23 protein-coding genes and 1 riboswitch are annotated in these 26,161 nt (G+C 47.3%); of the genes, 19 read left to right on the top strand and 4 right to left on the bottom strand.

Translation table 11 applies throughout. From position 1 onward, the window contains the following. Positions 1–11 precede the first annotated feature (11 nt). Both yegS and GTGU_RS17740 read left to right on the top strand, forming a co-directional pair. Positions 12–911, top strand: coding sequence for a lipid kinase YegS (gene yegS / locus GTGU_RS17745; protein WP_038160127.1), 900 nt, complete (start codon positions 12–14; stop codon positions 909–911). Between the two features lie 477 nt (positions 912–1,388). Then, positions 1,389–4,016 (top strand): glycosyl hydrolase family 18 protein, encoded by a 2,628-nt coding sequence (locus GTGU_RS17740; RefSeq protein WP_051857387.1) that lies wholly within the window; start codon positions 1,389–1,391, stop codon positions 4,014–4,016. 332 nt (positions 4,017–4,348) lie between these two features. Here GTGU_RS17740 and fbaB read toward each other — a convergent pair whose 3' ends face one another. Next, positions 4,349–5,401, bottom strand: a complete 1,053-nt coding sequence (fbaB, locus tag GTGU_RS17735) for a class I fructose-bisphosphate aldolase (protein WP_038160125.1) — start codon at positions 5,399–5,401, stop codon at positions 4,349–4,351. Positions 5,402–5,653: 252 nt separating this feature from the next. Between fbaB and GTGU_RS17730 the strand changes: the two genes are divergently transcribed. From GTGU_RS17730 to GTGU_RS17720, 3 genes are read left to right on the top strand one after another with little or no spacing between them, the layout of a single operon-like run. After that, positions 5,654–6,937, top strand: coding sequence for a nucleoside permease (locus GTGU_RS17730; protein ID WP_038160122.1), 1,284 nt, complete (start codon positions 5,654–5,656; stop codon positions 6,935–6,937). Beyond that, the gene (locus GTGU_RS17725) at positions 6,934–7,938 is read left to right on the top strand and encodes an ADP-ribosylglycohydrolase family protein (protein WP_038160119.1); all 1,005 of its coding nucleotides are present in this window, start codon (positions 6,934–6,936) and stop codon (positions 7,936–7,938) included. The genes GTGU_RS17730 and GTGU_RS17725 overlap by 4 nt, the downstream gene beginning before the upstream one ends. Continuing rightward, the gene (locus GTGU_RS17720; protein ID WP_038160116.1) at positions 7,935–8,900 is read left to right on the top strand and encodes a PfkB family carbohydrate kinase; all 966 of its coding nucleotides are present in this window, start codon (positions 7,935–7,937) and stop codon (positions 8,898–8,900) included. The genes GTGU_RS17725 and GTGU_RS17720 overlap by 4 nt, the downstream gene beginning before the upstream one ends. On the opposite strand, the gene GTGU_RS17715 is transcribed toward GTGU_RS17720, so the two are convergent. The 3 genes from GTGU_RS17715 to thiM are packed head-to-tail and all read right to left on the bottom strand — an operon-like array spanning position 8,874 to position 11,242. After that, positions 8,874–9,620 carry a GntR family transcriptional regulator gene (locus GTGU_RS17715; protein ID WP_038160113.1) on the bottom strand — a complete coding sequence of 249 codons (747 nt, stop codon included), beginning with the start codon at positions 9,618–9,620 and terminating at the stop codon, positions 8,874–8,876. The genes GTGU_RS17720 and GTGU_RS17715 overlap by 27 nt on opposite strands. A gap of 36 nt (positions 9,621–9,656) precedes the next feature. Next, positions 9,657–10,457 carry a bifunctional hydroxymethylpyrimidine kinase/phosphomethylpyrimidine kinase gene (gene thiD / locus GTGU_RS17710; RefSeq protein WP_038160103.1) on the bottom strand — a complete coding sequence of 267 codons (801 nt, stop codon included), beginning with the start codon at positions 10,455–10,457 and terminating at the stop codon, positions 9,657–9,659. Then, positions 10,454–11,242 carry a hydroxyethylthiazole kinase gene (gene thiM / locus GTGU_RS17705; protein WP_038160090.1) on the bottom strand — a complete coding sequence of 263 codons (789 nt, stop codon included), beginning with the start codon at positions 11,240–11,242 and terminating at the stop codon, positions 10,454–10,456. The genes thiD and thiM overlap by 4 nt, the downstream gene beginning before the upstream one ends. Before the next feature lie 35 nt (positions 11,243–11,277). Beyond that, a riboswitch (TPP riboswitch) is annotated at positions 11,278–11,375 on the bottom strand. A 228-nt stretch (positions 11,376–11,603) separates the two neighbouring features. On the opposite strand from thiM, the gene GTGU_RS17700 reads away from it, so the two are divergent. The 14 genes from GTGU_RS17700 (at position 11,604) to GTGU_RS17640 (ending at position 25,578) form a co-directional block, all read left to right on the top strand. Next, positions 11,604–11,900 (top strand): hypothetical protein, encoded by a 297-nt coding sequence (locus tag GTGU_RS17700; protein WP_038160087.1) that lies wholly within the window; start codon positions 11,604–11,606, stop codon positions 11,898–11,900. A gap of 1,001 nt (positions 11,901–12,901) precedes the next feature. Beyond that, positions 12,902–13,396, top strand: coding sequence for a helix-turn-helix domain-containing protein (locus GTGU_RS17695; protein ID WP_038160084.1), 495 nt, complete (start codon positions 12,902–12,904; stop codon positions 13,394–13,396). Positions 13,397–13,756: 360 nt separating this feature from the next. Further along, the gene (locus GTGU_RS17690) at positions 13,757–13,987 is read left to right on the top strand and encodes a hypothetical protein (protein WP_038160077.1); all 231 of its coding nucleotides are present in this window, start codon (positions 13,757–13,759) and stop codon (positions 13,985–13,987) included. Positions 13,988–14,612: 625 nt separating this feature from the next. Beyond that, positions 14,613–15,200: a hypothetical protein gene (locus tag GTGU_RS17685; RefSeq protein WP_038160075.1), complete on the top strand. Its 588-nt coding sequence runs from the start codon at positions 14,613–14,615 to the stop codon at positions 15,198–15,200. A 27-nt stretch (positions 15,201–15,227) separates the two neighbouring features. Further along, complete coding sequence (locus GTGU_RS17680) at positions 15,228–15,608, top strand: hypothetical protein (protein ID WP_038160073.1); 381 nt, start codon at positions 15,228–15,230, stop codon at positions 15,606–15,608. A gap of 213 nt (positions 15,609–15,821) precedes the next feature. Beyond that, on the top strand, positions 15,822–16,193 hold the full coding sequence (locus GTGU_RS17675) for a hypothetical protein (protein WP_038160071.1): 372 nt from the start codon (positions 15,822–15,824) through the stop codon (positions 16,191–16,193). A 3-nt stretch (positions 16,194–16,196) separates the two neighbouring features. After that, on the top strand, positions 16,197–20,954 hold the full coding sequence (locus GTGU_RS17670; protein WP_038160068.1) for a hypothetical protein: 4,758 nt from the start codon (positions 16,197–16,199) through the stop codon (positions 20,952–20,954). 44 nt (positions 20,955–20,998) lie between these two features. Next, positions 20,999–21,517 (top strand): hypothetical protein, encoded by a 519-nt coding sequence (locus tag GTGU_RS17665; RefSeq protein WP_038160065.1) that lies wholly within the window; start codon positions 20,999–21,001, stop codon positions 21,515–21,517. Positions 21,518–21,626: 109 nt separating this feature from the next. Continuing rightward, the gene (locus GTGU_RS17660; protein WP_038160062.1) at positions 21,627–21,863 is read left to right on the top strand and encodes a hypothetical protein; all 237 of its coding nucleotides are present in this window, start codon (positions 21,627–21,629) and stop codon (positions 21,861–21,863) included. A gap of 18 nt (positions 21,864–21,881) precedes the next feature. Next, a complete protein-coding gene (locus GTGU_RS17655; protein WP_038160059.1) occupies positions 21,882–23,744 on the top strand; it encodes a hypothetical protein in 1,863 nt (620 codons plus the stop codon). Then, a complete protein-coding gene (locus GTGU_RS17650) occupies positions 23,734–23,967 on the top strand; it encodes a hypothetical protein (protein ID WP_038160056.1) in 234 nt (77 codons plus the stop codon). The genes GTGU_RS17655 and GTGU_RS17650 overlap by 11 nt, the downstream gene beginning before the upstream one ends. A 257-nt stretch (positions 23,968–24,224) precedes the next feature. Continuing rightward, positions 24,225–24,497 carry a hypothetical protein gene (locus GTGU_RS17645; protein WP_038160053.1) on the top strand — a complete coding sequence of 91 codons (273 nt, stop codon included), beginning with the start codon at positions 24,225–24,227 and terminating at the stop codon, positions 24,495–24,497. Beyond that, positions 24,497–24,664, top strand: coding sequence for a hypothetical protein (locus GTGU_RS25825; protein WP_156964207.1), 168 nt, complete (start codon positions 24,497–24,499; stop codon positions 24,662–24,664). The genes GTGU_RS17645 and GTGU_RS25825 overlap by 1 nt, the downstream gene beginning before the upstream one ends. Positions 24,665–25,026: 362 nt before the next feature. Continuing rightward, complete coding sequence (locus GTGU_RS17640) at positions 25,027–25,578, top strand: recombinase family protein (protein ID WP_038160051.1); 552 nt, start codon at positions 25,027–25,029, stop codon at positions 25,576–25,578. The last annotated feature ends 583 nt before the right edge of the window (positions 25,579–26,161 follow it).

The raw sequence follows: 26,161 nt of genomic DNA, 5'->3' as shown, positions 1-26,161 counted from the left end.
AGGCACAAAGGATGACCACATTTCCCGCCAGTTTGCTGATTCTCAATGGTAAAGGTGCTGATAACGCCCCGCTGCGCGACGCCGTAACCCGGTTGCGTGATGAAGGCGTGGAAATTCACGTTCGCGTGACCTGGGAAAAAGGCGATGCCGAACGTTATATCGACGAAGCCCGTCGGCTGGGTGTCGCTACCGTTATTGCTGGTGGCGGCGATGGCACCATCAACGAAGTCGCCACAGCGCTGATTCAGTGTCAGGGCGATAAAATTCCGGCGCTGGGTATTCTGCCGCTCGGCACCGCCAATGATTTTGCTACCAGTGCGGGTATTCCGGACGAACCGGATAAAGCGCTGAAGCTCGCCATTGCCGGTAACGACATCGCTATTGATATTGCTCAGGTGAATGACAAAACCTGTTTTATCAATATGGCAACCGGCGGCTTCGGCACGCGCATCACCACCGAAACGCCGGAGAAGCTGAAAGCCGCGCTGGGCGGCATTTCGTATCTGATTCACGGATTAGTGCGCATGGACACCCTGAAACCCGATCGCTGCAAAATCCAGGGTGAGAACTTTACCTGGCAAGGCGATGCGCTGGTGATTGGTATCGGCAACGGCCGCCAGGCCGGCGGCGGACAGCAGCTTTGCCCGGACGCGCTGATTGACGATGGCCTGCTGCATCTACGCATTTTTACCGGTGAAGAGCTGCTGCCTGCTTTGTTCAACACCCTGGCCAGCAGCGACGGTAAGGAGAACCTGGTCGACAGCGTTTCGCCGTGGTTCGAGGTCACCGCTCCCCATGAAATGACGTTCAACCTCGACGGCGAACCGCTGAGTGGCAAAACCTTCCGTATGGAAATTTTGCCAGCGGCGCTGCGCTGCCGCCTGCCGCCGGACTGTCCGCTGCTGCGTTAACTCTCGCAAAGCACCGACGGGGAGCGGCTGGTATAGAATTGCCACGTCCGGCTGCCAGGACGAAGAATTGTTCACTTCCCTATTGCTGACACAGTCCTGAGCCAGAGTTTGTGGCTAGCGGTAAGCTAGCCCAAGTTCTCATGAGTACGCTCGGGTTCTTCCGCGCTGTCTGTAGAAAAAATACCAACATTAATTACGCCGGCGGGGAAAGACTATTATTTTTAGTTTAATAAACTTTCATAAAAACCTATAAATAAAAAAATCATTTCACATCATTCCGCATCATTTTTTATTAACTGAGCCGCTAAGGAATAAACAATACCATCACGTAACCTATCATTATCTAATAAGCAATAAAGTGCTGTTGTATAAATTAATTCATCAGATAAGCTTTGGGAAGTTTCAGAAACGATGGTGTTCTTAATATGCAATCTGAAGCTATTTAATTATCAACGCACATTCCTTAGGAGATATAAAATGAGTGACGAAAAATCCACAAAGCCTTTATTGTCCGCAGGTGAAGAAGTCAAGGTGACGATGAACGATGAGACCAATACACTGCACGGGCTTAATAACTCAATGATGATTTCGCGTGACGGCGGTCATTACTGGGAAGCTTATAACGAGTATTACCTGAATAGTTTTCCAGGTAGCCCAACAGTTATGGTGGCGAAACTGCAGGAATTAGCCATTACGTCAGAAGAATATGATGCGAGTAAAAGCTATGCCGGCGGTTCTGTCGTGCGCTATCAGGGATATTACTGGACTGCACAGTATTGGGCAGATCCGGGTATGGTACCGGGTACCGCTCCACAATGGCTGAAAGGCGATGCGACAAATTATGAACTTTATGGCACCTTTACGTTTACCCCCTTTGTTCGCGAAGAATCCTGGGAGATCCAGCGTAAAGGAAAACAGGCGGCGGCGAATCAGCGTAAAGTGATCGGCTATTTCCCTGAATGGGGAGTATATGGCGCCCATGATTATTTTACTCCAGGTCGCATTGACTTCTCTTTGCTGACGCATCTGAACTACGGCTTCGCCGTGGTAAAAAACGGCGCTGTCGTGATTCACGATACGACCCAGGGCTCTACATTATTGCGTCAGTTGGCAAAAATGACCAAAGCGAACGGCGTTACCAGTATGGTTTCCGTCGGTGGTTGGTCTAATTCTGACGAAGGCGTGTTTGAAAAAGCCTGCGCCACCGATGCCGGGATTGAAAAACTGGCTAACAGCATGGTGTCCTTCATGCGTACCTGGGATTTCGACGGCGTGGATGTGGACTGGGAATACCCGGATAATGAGACAGATAAAGGTCATTTTACCTCATTGATCAGTAAACTGCGCACTAAGCTTGACGAAGCAGGTCTCCTGGACGATCGCTACTATCAGCTTTCCGCCGCGGTGACGACCAACCATAATAATATTCAGTACATTAACCCGGCGGTTACCGCCCCGTTGCTGGATAGCGTTAACGTGATGGCCTACGACATTCATGGCGCCTTTGAGCCAACCACCGGCCATAATGCCCCGCTGTTTGCCAACAGCCATGATGCGGACCCACTGCTGAACGTCTCCTCTGCAATGAACGAGTATTACGAGACCTGGAACGTACCAAAACACAAACTGATGATGGGTGTGCCTTTCTACGGACGCGGCTGGGGTAACGTCTCTGGTCTTGAAGTTGAGAAAGGGCTGCCGGGCCTGTTTGTCCCCGGTACTGCAACCGTGCACGGCGCGTGGGATGAAGAGAACGAGTTTACTGGTACCAACCCGTTCTATGTTCTGAAGCAGAAACGGGAAAGTGCTGACTATGTCCGTTACTGGGATGATCAGTCCAAGGTGCCGTACCTGTACAGCGCCAGCAAGAAAGAGATGTTGACCTATGACGATGCCGAGTCTATTCAGGCGAAAGTCGACTACATCAACGAGCAGGGTTTTGGCGGCGCCATTATCTGGGATATCAGCGGCGATACCACAGATTTTGAGCTGGGTAAAATTGTGAGTGAGATTAAGGGTGTTTCAATTGCTAATGCTGAAACTCCCCATGTCAACTTCTATAAGGAGGTTAACTATACAGGGGCGGTCGTTAAAGTGAATGAGGATACTCCTCGGCTTACTGTAGTGCGAGATAGTGCAGGTGACTCGGCGGATAATTCTTTATCAAGTTCTAATCTGGGTGCTGATGCGCTGGGCTATCGAGTGTACATGGAATATTACTATTTCGGGAATTATACAACCTTCAATAATAATGCAGCAACATACAGTGATTACTATAACAATACTGTTTCATCAATACGAATTATTAAAGCGTTATGCTACCATGACCCCTATGGTCATAATGAATTTCTGTCAGTTGTTGGTGATATCCCTGATCTTTGGGAGCTCTCTTATGATAACATGTCTTCCATCAAGGTTCTGCCGGGATATATTGTCCGTCTGTACGAAGGTAAATATTATAGCGGAGCCTATAGAGATGTCGTCGGCAGCTCAGAGATTGTTAACCTGAGCTCAATGGCTTTTGATTATAGAGCGAAATCGCTAAAGGTTATTAAAATCGCTCCGGATCCAAAAGTTAAATTCTTTAATGCAGTAAATTACACCGGTGACTATCTCAATGTAACTGATGATATTCCTGTTTTGTCTGAGGTTCTTAACTCTCAGGGTGGGAAGGCAGATAATACGTTTATGTCTTCACTCCTTTCAGATGATTGTCTGGGGTATTATGTTTATACTGGCGATAACTATAGTGGGAGTAAAAAGGTAATTTTTGGGAATGTAACTCCATTCGATTCTACGTTTTCTGAATCCATATCATCGGTTCGAATTATTAAAGCGATTGCTTATGATGATACACACTATAGCGGTGAAGAAATACATATTTTAGGCGATGTACCAGATCTTGCAGCACTTAACTTCAGTGATAAAATCAGCTCGATTATGGTTGACCCAGACTATATAATTCGACTGTATGATGGTGTGAATTTTACGGGAACGTATTATGATGTCACCGGTCCGCGTACAGGTTTAAATATATCAGGCACGTATATGCAGAACAAAGCATCATCCCTGAGGTTCCGGAAAAAAAATAATAACCCTCACTAATACCAACGGCCACCTGTTATCATGACGGTGGCCGTTTTTTTACAGCAGAAGTGTCGTCCCTCCGGTTTTTAGTCCCCGGCCTAATGAAGAGCTCTGGCCAATTTTTTTTCATAAATAACTGGCGGTATATTCTCGAGCGCGCGATGAATACGCGCCTTGCTGTACTTAATACGCCCGTTGTCTGTTATATCCCGAACGTCTTGTTTTTCACAAAAGAGATAGGGAATGTGAGAGGGATCAACTGCGATAAACTGAGCGGATGACGCCACCAAACAGTCACGTCAATCCGGCAGGCCCGGTCAGCATTGCGCCACCAGGCACTGCCAGAAAAATCAGGCGATGGTGACCCTGGTATCGAGGTACACATCCTGTACGGCATTAATCAACTGAACGCCGTCAGCCATCGATTTTTTAAACGCTTTACGGCCGAGGATAAGCCCCATCCCACCGGCACGTTTATTGATAACCGCCGTGCGTACCGCGTCCGCAAGATCAGTTTCACCACCGGCCGCGCCACCGGAGTTGATAAGCCCTGCACGCCCCATATAGCAGTTCGCCAGTTGATAGCGCACCAGATCGATCGGGTTTTCGCTGGTCAGCTTGCTGTAAACACGGTCATCGGTATAGCCGAAGTTTACCGCTTTATAGCCGCCATTATTTTCCGCCATTTTCTGCTTCACGATATCCGCGCCAATGGTAGCCGCCAGATGGTTCGCCTGACCGGTCAGATCGGCAGAAACGTGGTAATCGACACCGTCTTTCTTAAAGTCCGGGTTACGTAAGTAGGCCCACAGTACAGTCACCATACCCAGTTCGTGCGCGCGTTCAAACGCCGCGGAAATCTCTTCAATCTGGCGACGCGACTCGGCAGAGCCGAAATAGATTGTCGCCCCTACCGCTACCGCGCCCATGTTGAACGCCTGCTCAACGCTGGCGTAGAGGGTCTGGTCGTAGGTGGTGGGATAGCTCAGCGTTTCGTTGTGGTTAAGCTTCACCAGGAAAGGAATGCGGTGCGCGTAGCGGCGGGACACCGACGCCAGCACGCCATAGGTGGAGGCCACGCAGTTACACCCGGCTTCAATCGCCAGCTCGACAATGTTCTTAGGATCAAAATAGAGCGGATTGGCGGCAAACGAGGCGCCGGCGGAGTGTTCCACGCCCTGATCCACCGGCAAAATGGACAGATAACCTGTCCCGGCCAGGCGGCCCGTGTTATACAACGTTTGCATATTTCGCAGTACCGCCGGGGGACGATTATTATCAATCATCACACGGTCAACGTAATCATGACCCGGCAAATACAGCTGATCAGCGGAGATGGTCATACAACGGTGCTGTAACAGGCTGTCGGCGTCTTTGCCAAGCAATTGCGCAATATCAGTCATAGCGATGCTCCCGTAAGTTCCGACATGACGTCGGAAATGGTTTGTCCTGACCCGCACCATCGCGGGCAGAATAAGCCTGGTACTGCAGGGGCATTTTTGCCAGCCGACAAGGCGTTTTTAAGCACAATCCGCTGTCACGTTTCAGGTCAGGTAATTTGCGAGAGCGATCAAACTTTCCGATCAAAGGTATTTAAAAGGTATTATTCGTTGGTATTGTTAAGGCGTACCTTACCTGTCATGAAGGATTTAACGATGAAAACTACAGTAAAGCTGTCGTTCATGATGTTTGTTGAATGGTTTATCTGGGGCGCCTGGTTTGTACCACTGTGGCTGTGGCTGAGTAAAAACGGGTTCAGCGCAGGGGAAATTGGCTGGTCTTATGCCTGTACGGCGATTGCGGCGATCCTGTCGCCAATCCTCGTCGGCTCGCTGACCGACCGCTTTTTCCCGGCGCAAAAAGTGCTGGCCGTACTGATGTTTGCCGGGGCGATTCTGATGTATTTCGCCGCGCAGCAAACCACTTTTGCAGGCTTTTTCCCGCTGTTGCTCGCCTACTCGCTGACCTATATGCCGACGATAGCCCTGACCAACAGCATCGCCTTTTCTAACGTCCCGGATGTCGAGCGTGATTTCCCGCGCATACGCGTGATGGGCACCATTGGCTGGATTGGTTCCGGTCTGGTGTGCGGTTTCCTGCCCGAAATGCTGGGCTATGCCGATATCTCGCCGACCAGCATTCCGCTGCTGATCACCGCTGGCAGTTCTGCGCTGCTGGGAGTGTTCGCCTTCTTCCTGCCGGATACGCCGCCGAAGAGTACCGGTAAAATGAGCCTGAAAGTGATGCTGGGGCTCGACGCGCTGATCCTGTTGCGCGACAAGAACTTCCTGGTCTTCTTTTTCTGCTCTTTCCTCTTCGCAATGCCGCTGGCGTTTTACTACATCTTCGCCAACGGTTATCTCTCCGAAGTGGGCATGAAAAACGCCACCGGCTGGATGACGCTCGGCCAGTTCTCTGAAATCTTTTTTATGCTGGCACTGCCTTTCTTTACCAAACGTTTTGGTATTAAAAAGGTATTGTTACTTGGTCTTATCACTGCCGCCATTCGCTACGCGTTTTTCATTTACGGCGGGGCAGACCATTACTTCACTTACGCCCTGCTGTTCCTCGGCATTCTGCTGCACGGTGTGAGCTATGACTTCTACTACGTCACCGCATATATCTACGTCGATAAAAAAGCGCCGGTAACCATGCGTAACGCCGCGCAGGGACTGATTACCCTCTGCTGTCAGGGGTTCGGCAGCCTGCTTGGTTACCGCCTTGGAGGCGTCATGATGGAGAAAATGTTCGCCTACAAAGAACCGGTGAATGGACTGACCTTTAACTGGGCGGGCATGTGGACCTTCGGCGCGGTGATGATTGCCGTGATTGCAGTCCTGTTTATGTTGTTGTTCCGCGAGTCTGATAAAGAAATCACTGCCATAAAGGTGAATGAAGACAACCGCGATATTGCGTTAACACAAGGGGAAGTTAAATGAAATACGAGCGTATTCTCGGTGCCTTATATGGCCAGGCGGTAGGGGATGCGATGGGCATGCCATCGGAACTGTGGCCGCGCTCACGGGTGAAAGCGCATTTCGGCTGGATCGACCGATTTCTCCCCGGGCCTGCGGAAAACAGCGCCGCCTGCTATTTCAAACGTGCTGAGTTTACCGACGACACCTCCATGGCGCTGTGTCTTGCTGATGCGCTGCTGGAATGCGAAGGGCAGATCGATCCGGATGTGATTGGCCGTCACATCCTCGCGTGGGCCGAACGTTTTGACGCGTTCAATAAAAACGTGCTTGGCCCGACGTCGAAAATTGCGTTACGCGCCATTCGTGACGGCCAGCCGGTCAGCGCACTGGAAAACAACGGCGTCACTAATGGCGCCGCCATGCGTGTTTCGCCGCTGGGTTGCATGTTGTCGACGGCGGATCTCGATCGTTTCATTGATGATATCGCTCTCGCCTCCAGCCCGACGCATAAGTCTGATCTGGCGATTGCGGGTGCGGTGGTGGTGGCGTGGGCAATTTCCCGCGCTATTGATGGCGATCGCTGGGAGAACATTGTCGACGCGCTGCCTGCTATTGCCCGTCATGCGCAGGAAAAACGCGTCACCACCTTCAGCGCCTCACTGGCGGCACGGCTGGAGCTGGCGCTGAAAACGGTGCGCGAAGCTAATGGCGCGGAATCCGCCAGCGAGCAGCTTTATCAGCTCGTCGGCGCGGGTACCAGCACCATTGAGTCGGTCCCCTGTGCCATTGCGATGGTGGAGCTGGCGCAGACTGATCCCAACCGTTGCGCAGTATTGTGCGCCAATCTCGGCGGCGATACTGACACTATCGGCGCGATGGCTACCGCCATTTGCGGTGCGTTGCAGGGTATAGACGCCATCGACCCGGCGCTGAAAGCGGAACTGGACAGCGTAAACCATCTGGATTTCACCCGTTATGCCAGCGAGCTGCGGGGGTATCGTCAGCAACGGGAGGCACTATGAAGGCATCAGGACTGGCCGACAAACTCAGAACGCTGGATCAGCAGCGCCCGGTCACGGTGATTGGCGCGGCGGTGATTGACGTCATCGCTGATGCTTACGCCCTGCCCTGGCGCGGCTGTGACATCGAGCTTAAACAGCAGGGAGTGAACATCGGCGGCTGTGCGTTAAACATCGCCGTGGCGCTGAAACGGTTGGGAATCAGCGCCTGCAACGCGCTGCCGCTAGGTCAGGGTGTGTGGGCCGAAATCATCCGCAACAACCTGGCGCGCGAAGGGCTGGTCAGCGCGATCGATAACGCCACAGGCGACAACGGCTGGTGCCTGGCGCTGGTCGAGCCTGACGGCGAACGGACGTTTATGTCATTCAGCGGTGTGGAAAACGAATGGGTTCCGGCATGGCTGGAGGCGTTACCAGTGCAGGATGGCGGGCTGGTTTATCTTTCCGGCTATCAGTTAGCGTCGCCATGCGGCGAGCTGCTGGTCAACTGGCTGGAGAACACCACGGACATGACGGCGCTGATCGACTTTGGTCCGCGCATTGCTGATATTCCTCCGGCACTGATGGCGCGCATTATGGCCTGTAAACCGCTGGTATCGCTCAATCGCCAGGAAGCGGAAATCATCGCGGAAATCGCGAAGTTACCGGCAGAGACCCGTGCCTTTGGTCAGGCCTGGCTTGCCCGCTATGATGCACCGGTTATTGTTCGTCAGGACAAAGATGGCGCCTGGTATTTCACACCAGAGACGCAGGGACACGTTGCCGCGTTCCCGGTGGATGTCGTCGATACGATTGGCGCGGGAGACAGCCACGCAGGCGGTGTTCTGGCCGGGCTGGCGGCAGGCTGGGCATTGCCTGACGCGGTCAGGCTGGGAAATGCGGTCGCGTCCTGGGTTGTCGGGCATCGTGGCGGCAACTGCGCGCCCTGGCGCGAGGAGTTACTCCTCGCACACGAAAACGTATAGATCGCTGCGGCAGTGGCTGATGCTGTATTCAATCGGCCGTTGCAGTTGATCCAGCGCCACCTGTTTAATCACCAGCACCGGGATCCGGTCATCCATTTTGATATGTGACTGAAATTCAGCGTCCGGCATGCGGGCGCTGACCCGCGAGCGCGTGCGTTGCGGGAAAATGTTCTGGCTGCGAAAGTACTCGTACAGTGAAATGCCAATTGCGTCGGGGTCAGCAATCAGCGGCGCTGGCACCCAGGACTCCTCAATAGATACCGCGTCTTCATCAACGTAACGAATACGTTTGAGCAAAAAGACTTCACTGCCAGGCGGCACTGCCAGCTCCACGGCCACCTCGTCCGGGCAGGCGACGATGCGCTTGTTGACCCACAGCGTATCCGGCTTTTTACCGCGCAATACCACCTGCTGAGAAAACCCGCGCGCCTCTTTCAATGAATATTCAAAAATATTATTGATTTGCGTACCGTAGCCTCGTGAACGGGTGACCACCCCTTCGTCTTCCAGCGTCTGCATCGCCTTGCGCACAGTAATGCGCGATACCCCGGTCAACTGGCTGAGATCGCGCTCACCAGGCAGGATATTGCCATGTTCAAGCCAGCCGCTGCGAACCGCATTTTTCACCGTTTCGGCAAATTTCAGGTACAACGGCATATTGTCGGCAGCGGCGATGCGCTCATTCAGTTGCTCAATAAGACGGGTATGCGCTTGTTCCATCGACTCTTTTCCTGACAGTGATCTCCTGCCAGTATACTACCACCACGCATGAAAGTGATGCACCGGACCAATTCCATGTCCCACTTCCAGAGAATCCGCCTGCGCCAGCGCTGCCGACAGCCACGCTTTCGCCTCCGGAACGGTCTCAAGCCAGTTATTGTGCCGCGGGCGCAGCGCCGCCAGCGCCGCCGACAAGGTGCAGCCGGTGCCGTGGGTGTTTTTCGTCGGTACGCGCGGCGTGGTAAACCGCTGTTCGCCTGTGGCGGTAAACAGCCAGTCCGGGCTTTCCGCATCGTCCAGATGCCCGCCCTTCATCAGTACCGCCTCGCAACCCAGCGCAAGTAATGCCCGCCCTTGTTCGAGCATTTCCCGCTCATTCTGCGCATGCGGCGCATCCAGTAGCGCCGCCGCTTCCGGCAGGTTTGGCGTGATCAGCGACACCTGCGGCAGCAGATGTTTGCGCAGGCTCTCGACCGCTGACGGGGACAGCAACGGATCACCGCTCTTCGCCAGCATGACGGTATCGAGCACCACATTCTGAATGCGGTAGCGATGCAGTCGCTCCGCCACCGCTTCGACGATATCCGTCTCCGCCAGCATGCCAATTTTGGTGGTATCGATGCGCACATCGCTGAACACCGAATCGAGTTGCGCGGCGACAAAATCCGGTTCAATACGATAGACCGACTGCACGCCGAGGGTATTTTGCGCCACCAGCGCGGTGATCACCGCGCAGCCATATGCGCCGAGCGCCGAAAAGGTTTTCAGATCAGCCTGAATGCCTGCGCCCCCGGTCGGGTCTGTTCCGGCAATGGTCAGAGCATTAATACGTTTCATTTCTGTGCCTCCCCGCTGAGCGCATACAGTGCATCGAGAAAGGCGGGTTCGAATGCCCCCGGTCCATTGCCATTTCGCGCAGCAATTTCGCCCGCCTGTTTCATCACACCGCAGGCGGAAGCCACATTGACCACTCTATCGCCCGGCAAAGCACAAAACGCAGCGACCACTGCTGACAGCGCGCAACCGGTGCCGACCACGCGAGTCATCAGTGGAGACCCTCCCGCCACCGCAAGGGTTCGCTCGCCATCAGTGACATAATCCGTTTCCCCGGTGACAGCAACAATCGCCCCACTCTGCTGCGCCAGTTTCTGCGCTGCCGGGACAGCGGCGGCGGCTGTATCGGTAGTATCGACGCCACGCCCTCCCCGGCTCATTCCGGCGAGCGCCATAATTTCAGAGGCATTGCCGCGAATAGCGGCAGGCTGCTGGCTCATGTGCTGCAGGCAAAAGCGGGTACGCAACGACAGCGCGCCGACCGCGACCGGATCCAGCGTCCAGGGTTTTCCCGCCTTAACGGCGCTGTCGATCGCCGCCTGCATCGACACTGCGCGATCCGTTGTTAAGGTGCCGACATTAATCAGCAATGCATCCGCGACAGCCGCAAACTCAGCAGCTTCGTCAGGATCAATGACCATCGCCGGTGACGCGCCGAGCGCCAGCAGGACGTTAGCGGTAAACGTCTGAACGACATCGTTGGTCATGCAATGCACGAGCGGAGAACGGGTGCGGAACGAGTGTAAGGACTGCGCGATGTGCGCCGGACTAAGCAGGTCAGATGGCATGGTATGCTCCTGCCAGGTCGTGAAGAAGCGATGACCGGGCAGGTCTCTGACTTCCCTACGCTGGCATTATCCAGATCAGGTGGTACGGGTCTTTCTCAGCCTTCACGTGTGAAGGGCACCCCGAGTCATAGTTAAACAAACTTCTGATTTCTAACCAGCTTACGGGAAGAGGCTTGTTAGCACAAGCCTGCCTGCCCGGTCATCGCTTCTTCACGCAGAGGATGAATGCACTATCTCTCTTTTATCTCAGTTTTATCGCAGCAGTTACCCCACTCAATGATGTATCTATTTATCGAAACAGATAGCGCCACCATAGTAACGATTGATAAACTTTGATTGGCTTCAGAGGAGGCACAAAAAAATGTTTGAGATCATTGATAGGACACTTAACATGATTATTGTCATCTTCATTGGTGCTATTCTTCTATTTATAATTTTTGTTTACCTATTACATATGGTATATAGAATTAAAAATTCAAAGTGGGTTATTGCTAAACTCATGGATGAATATAATTATGATGAGGACTTATTAAGAGGAATAGTATTGCAGGTAGACACTATCACTAGATGCAAGTTGTTAGGCAAAGACAGAGAAGCTTTCCTCCGTGCTGTTAGAGCATTCATATTTAAAACATCAGGGGATGAACCAAAACAATAACCCCTTCTAAAACGATCTGTACGCCACCCAGAAGCCCTTACCTAATATAGGGTAGTGCATACCCACAGGGTAGATATCAGAAACGCTTGTAGATCGTTCTACGCATTCTCAGAGGCTCCCACTTTTCTAGGCAATCTAGCAATGGGTATAGCAAATCTTTCCACGTATTAAACTATTTTCCTACCTAAAGAACAAACCTTTAGACGCAGCCAGCGCTGCACATCCTGTCTGTTTACGCAGAAGGTAAAGCTATCATCAATTTGCCTTTGCTCAAGCTTCACGAATGGCGTCAAGCCATGAGGGGAGTCTTGTTGCGTCAAGGGGGTGCGGGGGATTTCCCCTGCGTTATAGTCATTTTCTCAAAACTTTCTTTCCTTTAAAATCAGTAAGTTAAAAAATAATTGAAAAATAAACTTTCGGACTCTGGTTTCCCAAAGTGTTTATACATATAAGGGGATAAATATTAGAAGTATATTGGAGTGAGTTCCGAAGGAACGACACGACAAGATGTAAGATGGTTAATGGAGTTAAAGAACTGGACGTGAGGCCAGTGGGGGTAAGGGGGGAGTGGTTCTAACAGACGCACTCCGTGCAATCTCCTATGTTTATTCTTTTAATATGATAAATAATATAATACGTGGCAAATTTTGCTATACCCTATGGCAAGATTTGCTATACCCCCCCCTGAGAGAACCTTTTCTGGCTCCAGTAGTCCCCCCCTTCTTACAGAAAAGTAAAAATTTATTTTCAAATCAACTGTCTTTTGGTTGTTACCAAAAGAGTGTATATACATATAGGATATAAAATATTAGCAATATGTCAGTAAAATAGAGAGCAAACACTTATGAATAAATACCCCGTTGAAATGCGATTTAGCATGACGCAGGAAATGTTTGAACAGTTAAAGGAAGAAGCTACGGCTAGAGGCACCTCTGTTAAAACATTAATGACTCGCTTTATCAAACAATCCTTATCTCCCTCACATACTGGAGAACAGACAGATGCAATTCACGCAGATTCCGCACGACCTAGCAAAGATTAAGACGCTAGTTGTGCAAGGTAGAAGCAAGGCTTTCTCCCTAAATCATAAAATTATTTATATGTACCTGCTGGGCTGGCAACAAGCCGGGCAACAAGCTTTTCCCTCTCTGCGTACAATGGCAGATTTATTTGCGCTCTCAAAGCGTACTGTTCAAAACACGCTAGATGATTTGATAGATGCTGGATTGGTGAGAAAGGAAAACAGGGCTTATGACAGCAACCTATATTCCTGCACACCTCTAGAGAGAGCGTTACGCATTCTTAATGCGCCGCAAGAAAGATCAAACTCAGTAGTGTTGCGCATGAAAGACTCTTTAATGTCTCACATTGACAGAGTTATAGAGATTCTGGAAAACATGATGAATCGTGAGACTAAAGAAGAGCCTCCAGAAGACGATGATTACTTAACGGGGATGAAAGACAAAATAACACGCTATGATAAAGATGGCTGGTGATCACCTTTTCCCTCTCTGCGTCATCCTAATTCTATTCTTTCATTCATAACAGATACGGGCAGCGCATAAGGGATATGCGCGAGAATGTCACCCCCCCTTGCTGTGATGTTCTCAGCCCTCCTAATAAAATACAGCCTAACCGCTCTAACCCAGCCCGGTGATGGAGGAGGAAGGTTTGGTCGCCTGAATCCTCTGGCTGTATTCCTTACACTTTAAGAATACTCACTTATGCTGAAATTCATCAATGACAATAAACAACGCATTAAATATTTTCTGACACTGGATTGGTTAACATGGCGAATAGTTATCCTCATGATTGCAGTGTCAGCCATTTTAAAATTAACACTGTAGGAAATAACAATGAGCAATTTAAACTTCCCATCCGGTTCACTGGCTGAGGCGCGAGCCAATGCGCGTGAGAAATATTATAACAAGATGCGTCCCATCGTTGAGAGTCTTTTAGAATTTGGCTATGGCGAAACAGCGATGGCAAACGTACTTAACAATAAAGGCTTGTTTACTAGTCATGGTAAAGAATTCAATGTGGGTACAGTTAAACACCTTCTGAAAATGCTGGGGTATAAAGACTAATGGACATTGAGGAAATGATGGAATGTATTAACGGTATTGAAGCTGGTCAAAAGCTGGTAATACCGGACAGAATTACACGATGTGCAACTAACCCTGATGATAGCATTTCCAGAGCATACAAGACTGGCTGTCAGGTACCAGTAATTGAACATCCTTCCTCCCATTTCTACAATGAATTTAATCTGTTCTCTGACATTGATTAAAACACCCTCTAAAACGCTCTCAGACGCGTTCTAAGAGGTTTTATCTTTTCATCCATTAAACGTATGGCTTAACAAGCCGACCTTTCTATGAGCATCTTATGAACTATAATGAAAATAGCATCCGCATCCTCTCCACAGAGGAAGTAATAGCACATAGCGCATTTGGTATTGCCTCCCTACTCTCTCAGAAATATCCGTCATTGCCTGATGAGCATGTTACACGGATTGCCGAGGCATTATTCATAACGGGAATTTCTCCCTCCCTTTATGAGCGTCGCTATTGTTCCCCTGTTGGAGAGGTTGCCCCTGATGAACTATTCACTTGCTACGAATTAGTTTGCCTCTCCTCCCTCCTCTCAGCCTTTAATAGCGTTATCAAATAAGAAACCGGCATATTGCCGCAATAAGAAAAGGAAACAGCTATGTCTAAATTATTCCCTGAAATTCATGTTAATAACTCTGGTCACGCCTACTCAATTATTGAAAGTAATGTTTCTCGAGATAAAAGAGGTAATGCCATTCATCGAATTAGATTTCTGAATACTGGATATGAAACAGAAGTCAGACAGACGCACGTTAAAAGTGGAAGCGTTAGAGATTATATGGAGCCTCATGTTAGAGGGGTGGGCTATTGGGGAGCAAATCCAAAGAGTTTTTCCTACACTAAAAAAGAGCATACATTGTGGTACAACCTAATTAGCCGTGTTTATGGGGATAACCCTCGAAACAAGTCTTATCACACCGTACAAGTCACTTGCCGTTGGTATTGCTTTAAAAACTTTGTAGAAGATATTCGTAAGCTGGATGGTTATGATAAATGGTGTGAACCAGATAGTGATTATCAACTGGATAAAGATGAACTATCTAAACGTTTAGGGTTTAAACTATATTCTACGCAGACGTGCCGATTCATTTCTAGCGCTGAGAATCTGGAATTAAGTTTGTGGGATAAAACCCTACGTAAGTTATTTGACAAAGCTGTTGATATTCGTGAAGCCGTATACAACTAATAATAATAATAAATAGGAATAAATATAATGGCTTATACCGCAGAAGAATTTATGAAGATTGTACGTGCTCTAATGGAACAAGGCATGACCGAGGAAGAGGCTTCCGCAGCAGTGGCGGCAGACATTCAGAAACAGAATACATCCACCAATGAGGCTCCCCCGCTCCGTGACCAATACGGGCGCTTTGATAATAAGGCCGCACAGGAATTCTTTTCTCATGACAACAAGAAAGAATTGGCTAAAGACTATTTTGATCCTCTGGATGGGATTGAAAGCGTAGACAATCTTTCTAAACAGGAATGGGTAGACCTTATCACTGGACGTAATAAAGAAACGCATAAACCGCAGCCAATGCGCAATGTACGCGATGCAATTGATTTTTTTAAGAGTGTCCGCGAAGGTAAATAATCAAAAGGGCGTCTCTCAAAAGAGAGGCGCTCTTATTAATTGAACATGCGAGGTTTACAATGTTTCTAAAAATGCCTAAAGAAGTGTTTGAGCTGCTTATCAAGACTGCTAATCAACAAGGTAAAAGCTCTCAGGTGTACATTGTAGAGAAGATTATTGAAGCCTTGAAGACAGACACAAAGACAGAACAATTTTAATAAAGAGAAAACATTTATGAGCAATACATTATTTGAAGGCACCTATCAGCCATTCCGCATCTGGTCTATCTTCTCAATCGCTAGATTTGAGTTTGAGAAAAAGACAATTGATTTCCCTATGACGCATCGTGTCGTATTTGCCTATTTAGCATCCCTTGCAAATCGCTATGGTGACATTTCTGTCAGCTATCTCTCTGTATGTAAAAAGACAGGTGTTACTGATGTAGAGGAAATGGCTGAGATCTTTGGCTGGCTTATGGCCTTTAATCTGTTGAGTTATGTTCCTACCTCTTTATTTGATGGGGAGCGCGTTAAATTTAAATATCGCGTAAATTACCCGGAAAACATTTTCCCTCATAAAATTATTCATACCCCACTGGAGCATTAATTTATGGCAGACATGAGTCAACAGCAACCGCAAGATTTCTCTCTGGATGATTTTACAGATACCCCTAGCTATTCAATTAATGATTTTCAGGATGTAGATTCAGTGGGTGAAGTTCTCCCGCCTGATACCTCCCTTGCATCTAATAGAAACCGTGCAACTGTTACTGCCCTCCTGAACTCAAACGACCCTGAACAGCAAATTGCCACTTACCAGACAATCAATAATGAACTGATTAACTACGGCAATAGTCCGACAATGAAGAAGGTAACAGAGCAATACACCGTTCAGGCTCAGGATGAATATCGCCGTACTACTGCTGACTTCCTCGCTAATCCAGAAGTATCAGACGAATGGAAAGCACAGGCTATTGCTAACGTGAATGACCGTAATAACCCTCTGTATAATCCACGCGCCTTACTTGCCACTAAAGAAGCTACTCAGCCTGTTTCTGGTGAAACAGAAGAAGCGGCAGACTTACGCGGAGTATGGGCAGCAAGTATTGGCGAGGTGTTGAATTATCAGCGTGAACAACAGAAAGCTCTTAACACCATGCAGCAGAAAGACACGGTTAGTGCTGCACCTGATGTGGTGGCATTTGGTGAAGACCTCATCCCGTTGGTATCTGGTGCTAAAACCGCTGGAACTGTTCGCAGCTTGGGTGGTAGTGGCCTTGACGCATTAAAGGGATTCTTCTTGCCGGGAAGTGCTAAGGCAAAGATTGCAGAAGATTTTAACAATCTCCCTATGGAAGATCGTAGAGCAGCCCTTGAAACCATTGCAACAGCAATGAATAAAGATGGTAAAACCATTCTGCTTCCAGACAGTATTGATCAAGAAAACTATGAAGCTTTCCAGCAGGTTATTCAGAATGGCACTTATACGGTAACTGACAAGGTTGTAGACAATATCTTTGGGTTACTGGATATCACTGGTATTGGCAGTGTAATTAGTAAATCCGCACGTGCAGTTGGTAAGGCGGGTAAAGTTGCAGAGGGGGTTGAGGTAGCTACAGAGGCAACAGATTTAGCTCGTAGTTGGCAACGCCGTTTCATTGCCTCTGATGTACAACCTACATCGCCGTCTCAGACTATCAAGGATGCTAACCCAACTAAAGCCCGTGCATTACACTCTGCTGTTGATGCAGATGAATCAGGAGACGTAGCCTCCAATCTATATGGCACTTCTCGTGAGGACGCTATAGCGCATGACCTAGCCCCTCAACCTTCCTCTGTAGGCGGTGGAGTTAAGAGCAAGGTAAGCCGTCCCGAGATTTCTAGTGATATGGCTGCTATGGCTGATACTGATATGTTGGATATTGCTGTTAATACCGCAGCCCCACATATCTCTCAGCGTGAGAAACGTGCATTAGCCGCTAACGTCACTAACGATTTTCAGAACGCTACAGGGATGGTTAACCGCAAAGAAATGACCTCTATTGCTGAGAGCATGGATGGAGGTTTAAATATCTCTGCTGTGTATGGGCCAACGGATTCAGGATGGTCTAATGTTCAAGATGCCTTTAATCAGGCTCAATATGCGCTGGCTAAATATGGCGTAGATGAGAGTGATATTACTATTCTAGTGCGTAGCGGTGATGATTATATTCCGGTTGGACGTGAAGCACAGGATGCTTTATTAAAAGGGAATAATACACAGATTAAAGGTGACTATCTCTTACAGATTAAACAGCGTTATGAATATAACTCTGGTGATTTGAGAGATGAACAATTTGAGAAGTTTGGTGTAGGCGGCATTCTTAATGTCTTTAACCGCTTTCAGTTTGCCAATGGAAAAACAGGTCAAGGCTCTCTCACTTCTCAGGTAATCGACCCGGCCTCTATGTTCTCCCCTGAGTTCCTTAAAGGGGCTGTGTTAGGTGATATTAAAGCAGACGCAGTGAGCCAGAAGCTATTGGACGCCTCTAAGCCATTTATTCAGGCTATGAAGCGTGTCTCTCCTGAAAGACATTTTGTCATGGAGCAGCGCATTAAATCCGCCAACCTGAAAGGACAGGCATTAACTGAAACTGGTCTCCGTGCGGAAGGTTTTAATACAGAGGAAATTGCCGGACTGCTTTCTTTCCGTCAGACTCAAGATACCCTCTGGAGCCTAACTAACGCGGATTTAGTTAAGAGCTATATCAACCGTGGCTACGGTAAACTAACGCATAAAGATTCTGGCTTTGATGTTATAGCTAAACCTCTTCCACGCAATCAGGTAGCAGCAGATATTAAAGCCTATGACCCTGTAACAGATGAAGTGAAAACATTGTCTAAGCAGGAGATTTCTGAAATGTATGGGCGTAATGCGTCAGTGGCAGAAACGGCTGATGTATTAAATATTGATGGAACCCCTATTCAATATGTAATTAACCATAACGCCCCTAACTCTGGTTACATCCGCAAACTTAATTTGGGTGAACCAATACTGTCTTACCGTCATGGATATTATGCAGTACGGTATAAAGACCCTCATTTCATTGAACGTAAGCTTGTTGATGAGAATGGCGCACCTCTCAAAGACAGCAACGGTAATGAAATATGGAAAGCTGTAGCAACGGCACCAGATATTCCTTCCGCGCAAAAGGCTATCGGGCGTTATACAGCTACCAACGGGGGCGAATATCGTCTACGTAATGACTTGAAAGGCGAGGATTACGAGAAAGCTAATACCCAGCTTCACACAGCAAGCGGTCTTAGTTCTCAGCGTGTCCGTGGTAAGCGTTTAGAAGACTCTCTTGGAAGTAACTTTGAGACCGATGCTGTACACATCGAATCTCCCGGTGAATCCATGTTAAACAGTATTAACGCTGTGAGTTCTCGTATCTCATATCGTGACTGGCTAGAAACTTCTAAGCGTCGCCTCATTGCCACCTATTCAGATGTTCTCCCTAAAAAGGATGGACGCATTCGATACCCGTCTAACGTTTCTGAGATTAAAGGAACCTCTAAAGAAGCAGCAGACGCCAGGGCTACATTTGAATATATTCGTGCAATGGAAAATGGCTACACCAATTTGATTGACGATGGCTATAAGTCAGTGGTGAATAACGTCGCTGAGATGTTAGGAGAGAAAGGCTTTGGTAAGCTGGAGCAAATAGCACGCAAAGGCTCAGAAGCTAGCCCCTCAAACATCCCTAAACGCGTTTCGTTTAACCTCATGATTGCTCTTAGTCCTCTCCGCCAATTGGTGCTGCAAAGCTCCCAGAACATTCTGTTAGCAACCCGTTTCCCTTCTTACGCCCCGCGTCTGATTGGAGACAATCTCCTTCTCATCACACACCATCTATCTGCTGGAAAAGATCTCCCGGAAGCTGTGTACAAGACCTTTGGACGCAGCAAGGAAGAGTGGAAAGCAATGATGAAAGCTATGGATGAGAGCGGGATTACAAAAGGTATTAGTAAGCATGACATTGCTAAAGGCTTAGTAGAGTCAACCGCGGATTCTTCCTTACGCTCTATGAAAGCAGTGAGAGATAGCAAGCTCAAGAAAGTAGTAAAAGCCCCGGTCACTGCCGGACGTGCTGTTACTGCTGGCGCTCGTAAGATTGGTTTTGATGCTGGTGAATACATGGTTCAAGCTGGCTCCTTCATGGCTCACTATACTGACGCCACCAAAGGAGGCAAAGCGCTTACCAAAGCAGAGCTAGACGATGTAATTCATATGTCCCGTAACTTTACAGGTAACTTTGGGCGTAGCGGCAACCTCGCTATGAATCAGAATACGCTTTCATTCGTTACGCAATACTTACAAGTTCCAATCAAGCTTGCTCAACTCTTCCTGTTTAACAAGGCCATTCCTCTTAAGAATCGTGTAGGGATGGGCGTTAGTGCTTCTGTGTTGTTTGGTTTTGGGACTGAAGATGTTTACAACCTGTTCAGCGACGACTTACCGTCTGACCCGTTCGCACGTGAACTCATCACTCATGGCCTTATCAGCGCAGCAGCTAACGGTTTTATCCGTGGTGTAACTGGCGATGCAAGCCGTATTGACTTTGGCTCATTAAACCCGTTTAACGCGTTTGGTGCTGTAGAGTTTTTAGATAAAGCAATGAACAGTGGGCTTGTCTCACTGGTAACTGAGTCCCCTTCTGGCTCACTTATATTTGGTTCTAATCCACGCATTACTAACCTTCTGCGCACAGTTGGACAGCTTGTAGGTGTTATGCCAGTGGGGGATAACATGCAGCCTAAGTTATTAGGTCAACTCTGGAAAGACGTAGCTAACCTTGCCAGCGGTACCTCTAATGGCCTTAAAGCTAAAATGGCTCTGGAATATCGCAAAGTATATTCAGCTACCGGACAACTGGTGGCAGGTGATATTTCAACTCCAGAGGCATTCGCTCTTGCAATAGGTCTCCCTGTACAAGATGGGCAAGTTAATTGGGCTTTAACTGAAAAACTTGCTAGCGCGTACAAAACACGGAAAGAAGATGTACAAGAGATATTTGACCAGACTTCACGCATTCTTGTTGCTGAGGGCACTCGTGCAAATGAATGGGAATATATGGCTCAGATGTCTCAAACAGCTATGTCTGTGTTTAAGGACGACCCAGCAGCTAGGGAGATGTGGATGGATATGCTTAAGAAGAAAATGTCAGATGGGGATGCCCGTTTGATAAATCGCATTATGGATGCTGCTCAATGGGAAGACCCGGCGAAGATTCAGAAAATGATTGATGAACTTCCCGGACTCACACCAGAGCAACGCCATAATTATAAAGAATATGCTAAAGCACTCTCTGGCGATAAAGCAGAATAATAAAAAAGAACGGGCAAGGACGCCCTATAATGAGGGTATTATAGATGGCTTTATTCAGCGCACCAAAGATTTCAAGCAATAAAAAAGTTCCAAAGAAACGCAGATTAAGCAGATATGATGATGGTGAATCTTACTTCAACACCAGAGGGGGATATTGCATATTCTCTTATAAAGGTTTGGTGATTGAAAAGATTCAGAACATGTATTCAATAGCTCGCCAGATTAAGATTAAAGGGTTTCCAGAGGAAAGCATTCAGAGATTGAGTGGTATATACAACTCTGGGGAGATTATTAAAGGCGTTATTGATTTAGCATTAGAGCATGTTGATAAAGAACGTCACGCAGAAGTAAGAACAAAGTATAAGAACTGGAAGTGTCCACATTGTAATTCACAGGGTTTGTATAACTCTCAGGATGTTTACATTGTCTACCGCTATACAACTAACGAATGGAAAGAGGAAGTAAGGACAGATACAGGATGGCGCAAGATACCATGTTTGTATTGTGGTCACGACACTCTGACACACGAGGTGGATTTCGTGGGTGATGAGGTAATGCGCTAATGACAATTTATTTCCTCATGGCTTCCCCTGTGATTGCTCCTGTCAGTTTCTTTATTGGCTCCTTCATTTGCAAAACACTTACAAGTAAATAATAACTAAGAGAAAAAACATGAAATATGATTTAATCAGCATTCCTGATAATGCCTCCTTTGAAACAACCCTTTCTATTATTGAGACCAATAAAGAAACCCTCAAAACGGCGCTAATGGCTGCCCTGTTTACAGAGGATAAAGCGGGAGTTAAATCCATTTGTGCTTTGATGGATGAACTTTCTTTCATTGAAGAGACAATGATTAGCTCTAATGAAGGGCGCTTATTTTATACCAATAACGAATTCACACATTAATAGAAAGGAAAGAATATTATGGCTCAGGATTTATTTGATACCAGTAATGACGGCATTAATCAATATACATCACGCCCACAGCAAGCAACAGCCCCTGCACCTTCCGTGGCTACAACTATCGCATCCAGCGGCGTAGCTCAGGGACTAGGATCTTTGATTGGTGGATTAGTACAGGGGGCAACTGTTGCTAAAAAAGAAGCTGCTCAACGTTTAGAGGATAAATCCCTGTCTGACTACGCCCGGAAAATCACCTCACTTAATGCAGCAGTAGAACAAGGCACATTAAAGCAATCAGAAGCTCAGCGCCAGCAGCGCGCTTTGTATAGCTCTATGGTAGCTAATAACCCGGCTATAACAGAGAAACTCACGGCCTTCTCTAAAGGGCTATCAGGAACCGCTGGCTTAGGTGATACGCTTGCAGAAGGAACAGCAGTAGACCAACAGATTGTTGCTGATACTAAGACAGCTACAGCACAGGGGTTTATTACTCCCGGTATGACGCAGGAAGAACAAGAGAATGGCCTTAATCTCTATCGTCAGCGTCAACAGCAGTTAGGGGAGATGGAATTCTATTCTAAGCAATTAGGGATTCAGCAACAGCGCCTATCAATGCAAGCCTCTCAAGAATCTATTGCAGCCTCACGCGTACAGAGAGCTAATGCAGCAGCCGATTTAACCCTGAAAAAGAATAAACTTTATGCCCAGCAATCATTAGCAGATTTTGGTAATAACGCTTATCAGCATACACAAACCCAATTAGCAGATATTCAGAAGAGATTAGCGGCTGGACAGCTTAACAATGAGCAAGCGCTAGCTGAGAGTAACGCACTGAAAGACCAGCTTATGGGGCAGATGCAAAAGATTCGTGGTGCTGTAGGTGGTGATTATGCGGATAGTATTGCTAAACCCATCTTTGATTCTATCGATGCTCGTAATAAGTTTCTCTCTGGTCAAATTAGCGCTGATACATTGAAGACGCAACTGGACACCTTAGAAGCTAAATCTGCCCTCCCGTTTATGTCAGACCCTAAAATGGCTGGCATTATTGCCGCTGGTAAATTTCTTGGAGGAGTTACCAACCCGGCTCTTATTGGTGAGTATGGCGATTACATGGCTAGCTATCTCAAGAAGAATAGTGTTTCCGGTGGTACGCCAACCAATCCGCTGACTGATGACCCGGACGAGAAAGCAAGCACTAAAGCTTATACAGGTTCCTTGAAAGATGTTACTCAGGGGCTTAAGAATAAGAACCCAGCTATTAATGACCCCAAAGGCACCTTTGACGAATTGCAGACGCATGTTAATCAGCTTATTAAAGGCGTAGGTAGTTTCTCAGGCGCTCATAATAATCCAAAAGATTATAATGAAGTAGTTGATTACTTAGCTGACCCTTCCTTTTTAGATTATCAGAAGATGGGCGGACGCATTGACCAGAGCAATCTTGAAAGCGTCAAGATTGTCATCTCTGTTAACTACCTTGAAAAACTTGTACCCGCTGTCCAAAAAGAATGGGAACAAGGGAACGCTATGGTAGGGGCTGCTCCTTCGTTTGGCGCTGGCATGGCTGGAATGGTTGCCGGCGTATCTAATCCCGCTGCTAATATTCCTGAAACAGCTAAAGCAGAGCAAACGCTACAATATATCTGGACAGGTAGCACTATTGAGTTTCGCCCAGCTAAAGGATATGAAAATAATCCCGGCGTACGTGCTAAGGCTGGAGAGTTACAACGTAAGTTAGCCCCTGTGATTAACAAGAGCGTTATGATGCGTGCTCATTTGGATGGCAGCAACGACTACAATAAATATTTCAAACTAAGCGAAGCTGAAATGTTTGGCGTAAAAGAAGCGGCACCTACGGAGAATTCAGTGAATGGGCGCTAATTCTAAAGTAGTTCGTGTTACCGTTCGTGATAAAGAAATGCATGAGGCTTTTATCTCATACGCAGAAAAGAATGATGTGGTGGGGGATGACCTCCACCTATTCTTATTTCTGGAAGGGGAAGCCGAAATGCTTCACGCCAGCCTAAGTGAACATGGGTGGTCTTTATTAACGGATTTTATGGAAGAGGTTAATTCTTATGAAGAACGCCTTATTGTCGCCTAGTCAGCTAGGGGGTATATTTAGGGAAAAAGGGTTGCCCTTTAATGGACACCATATTAAATATGCACGTAGACTTCAATCTATAGGAACCCTTGACGCTAATAATCTCCGTGATAGAGCTAATATGGGATTCTCCTCCCCTACATCACTGCAAGCATTCACAGACAGGCTCGTACAGGCTGGAATAGCAGCAGCTTTCTATGACGCAGAGGGAAAACTAGCTCTTGTAAAATTCATATGGAAAGGACAACAATAAGTATATGAGTATTGAACTTACAGCCATTGGCAACCTGTCTAATGAACTCTCTTCCATTGGAGCCATTAACAGAAACTTTGAAAAAATTGAAACTGCTATTAATGATATTATCTGGCATGAATTCTTCCTACGCTATCCGATAGATTGTAATGGGCAAGCCCTTATGAATGCTGTTATTCCTGACGGCGCTCAAATTGGAAATATGTCTGTAGCTACATTACTGGCAACAATTCGTATTCTAACTCAGCGTATAGAAGCCCTTGAAGGGAGACGCTAATGTCCTCTCCAGTTGTAACGGCCTTTGATGTGTTTCTCATTTCGCTGGGGATTGCCCCTTTGAAGATATTAATTACTATGTGGATTAACAGACGTAAGCATAAACGAGAAGAACTCTATCAACGCAAAATAGAAGAACTGCGTGAACGCTACAAAGGCAAACTTTAAGGATTCCCTCATATAGAAAGCATTCTGTCGTAAGCTGACCCTATGCTTTCTATATGGGGGCTTTTTTTGCTTTCAGACGTAATAAAACAATCAGCTTGTCTTTCCGGCTACTCCATAATTTCTGTGAGATATTTTTAAGTGGCTTTATGCATAGAAGTCACCCCGGTATACCCCCTCTTAGCACCTCCAGCAGACCCACCCCACTAATTATTTCCCCTCTCTTTATCCCTAGCCAACCAATAACTAGATCAACCTCTCACCTATCTGTCAACATATTTATTTTAGCATCAACTGAGTACACCCTAGTGATACCTTCATTAATATCTGATATGATTCCTCTGTCTAATTAGTGGGGGTGATGTATGGCTATCGTTGGTTATGTACGTGTATCAACACAGGAACAGAATATAGAGCGTCAGCTTGTAGCGCTGGAGGGATGTGAACGCGTCTATACTGATAGGCTCTCAGGTAAAGATACAGAGCGTCCTGCATTGCGTCAGATGATGGATGATGTACAGGCTGGGGATATTGTACGCATCAAGAGTGTTGACCGTCTGGCACGTAACACTAAAGACCTACTCACTCTATTAGACAGCTTATTAGAGAAGGATGTGTCTGTATTCTTCATTGATACCAATATGACATTCAGTAATAACCCTGTCAGTAAATTCATGATTACCATGTTAGGGGCTGTAGGAGAGCTTGAGAGAGGCTTTATCAATCAGCGTCAGGCAGAGGGAATAGCCTTAGCTAAAGATAGGGGCGTGTATAAAGGGAGACCGGGAGACGGCTCTACAACTAGGGATGTGCAACGTTGTAAAGCTAATAGAATGACACAGCAAGCTGTGAGTGAGGAATTAGGGCTGGGGATTGCTACTGTTAAACGTCATTGGAATAAATCCATAATGCTCTAGTCTAAACAGGCGAATGATATGAGAGAGGGTTTGTTCGGAGGGAGGGAATCGTTAGGTTATCCTCTCCTTCGTGCGTCATGCACCTCTGGTGCGTTTCTTTTGACTTTGCACCTTTGGTGCGTCTTTGATGATAGCATTGTTAGTCAAGATGAAAAAGCATAACAACACATTCCCCCTTTACCCTCCATATATTACTAATATTCCCCCTCATTTTATTCATTCTTTCTTCATATTATTCATAGTATTATTTTGAATGTTATAGACGCCGTTGGCGAGACCTTTGCACGGAGTGCGTCTAATAGATATGCTTTGTATATACTAGCGATGCTACGTAAGGAGCGAGCGAAGTAGATAGTAGGATGTCTGTTCTATTATGGGTTGTAGTAGACGCAGCAAGCTGCATGGCTCCGTGGCGTATGCCACATGTTTATGGAGCCAGTGATTTATTTCTTTAATATAATAAATAGTATAATACGTAGCAATATTTGCCATAGGGTATAGCAAAATTTGCTATAGGGTAGGTAAAAAGATTACAGCAGACGCATTAACATGCGAGACATGTTTAAGTGTCCCGCACATTGAT

Source organism: Trabulsiella guamensis ATCC 49490 (assembly GCF_000734965.1).
Taxonomy (GTDB): Bacteria; Pseudomonadota; Gammaproteobacteria; order Enterobacterales; family Enterobacteriaceae; genus Trabulsiella; species Trabulsiella guamensis.
This window is presented reverse-complemented; position numbering and strand designations above follow the sequence as displayed.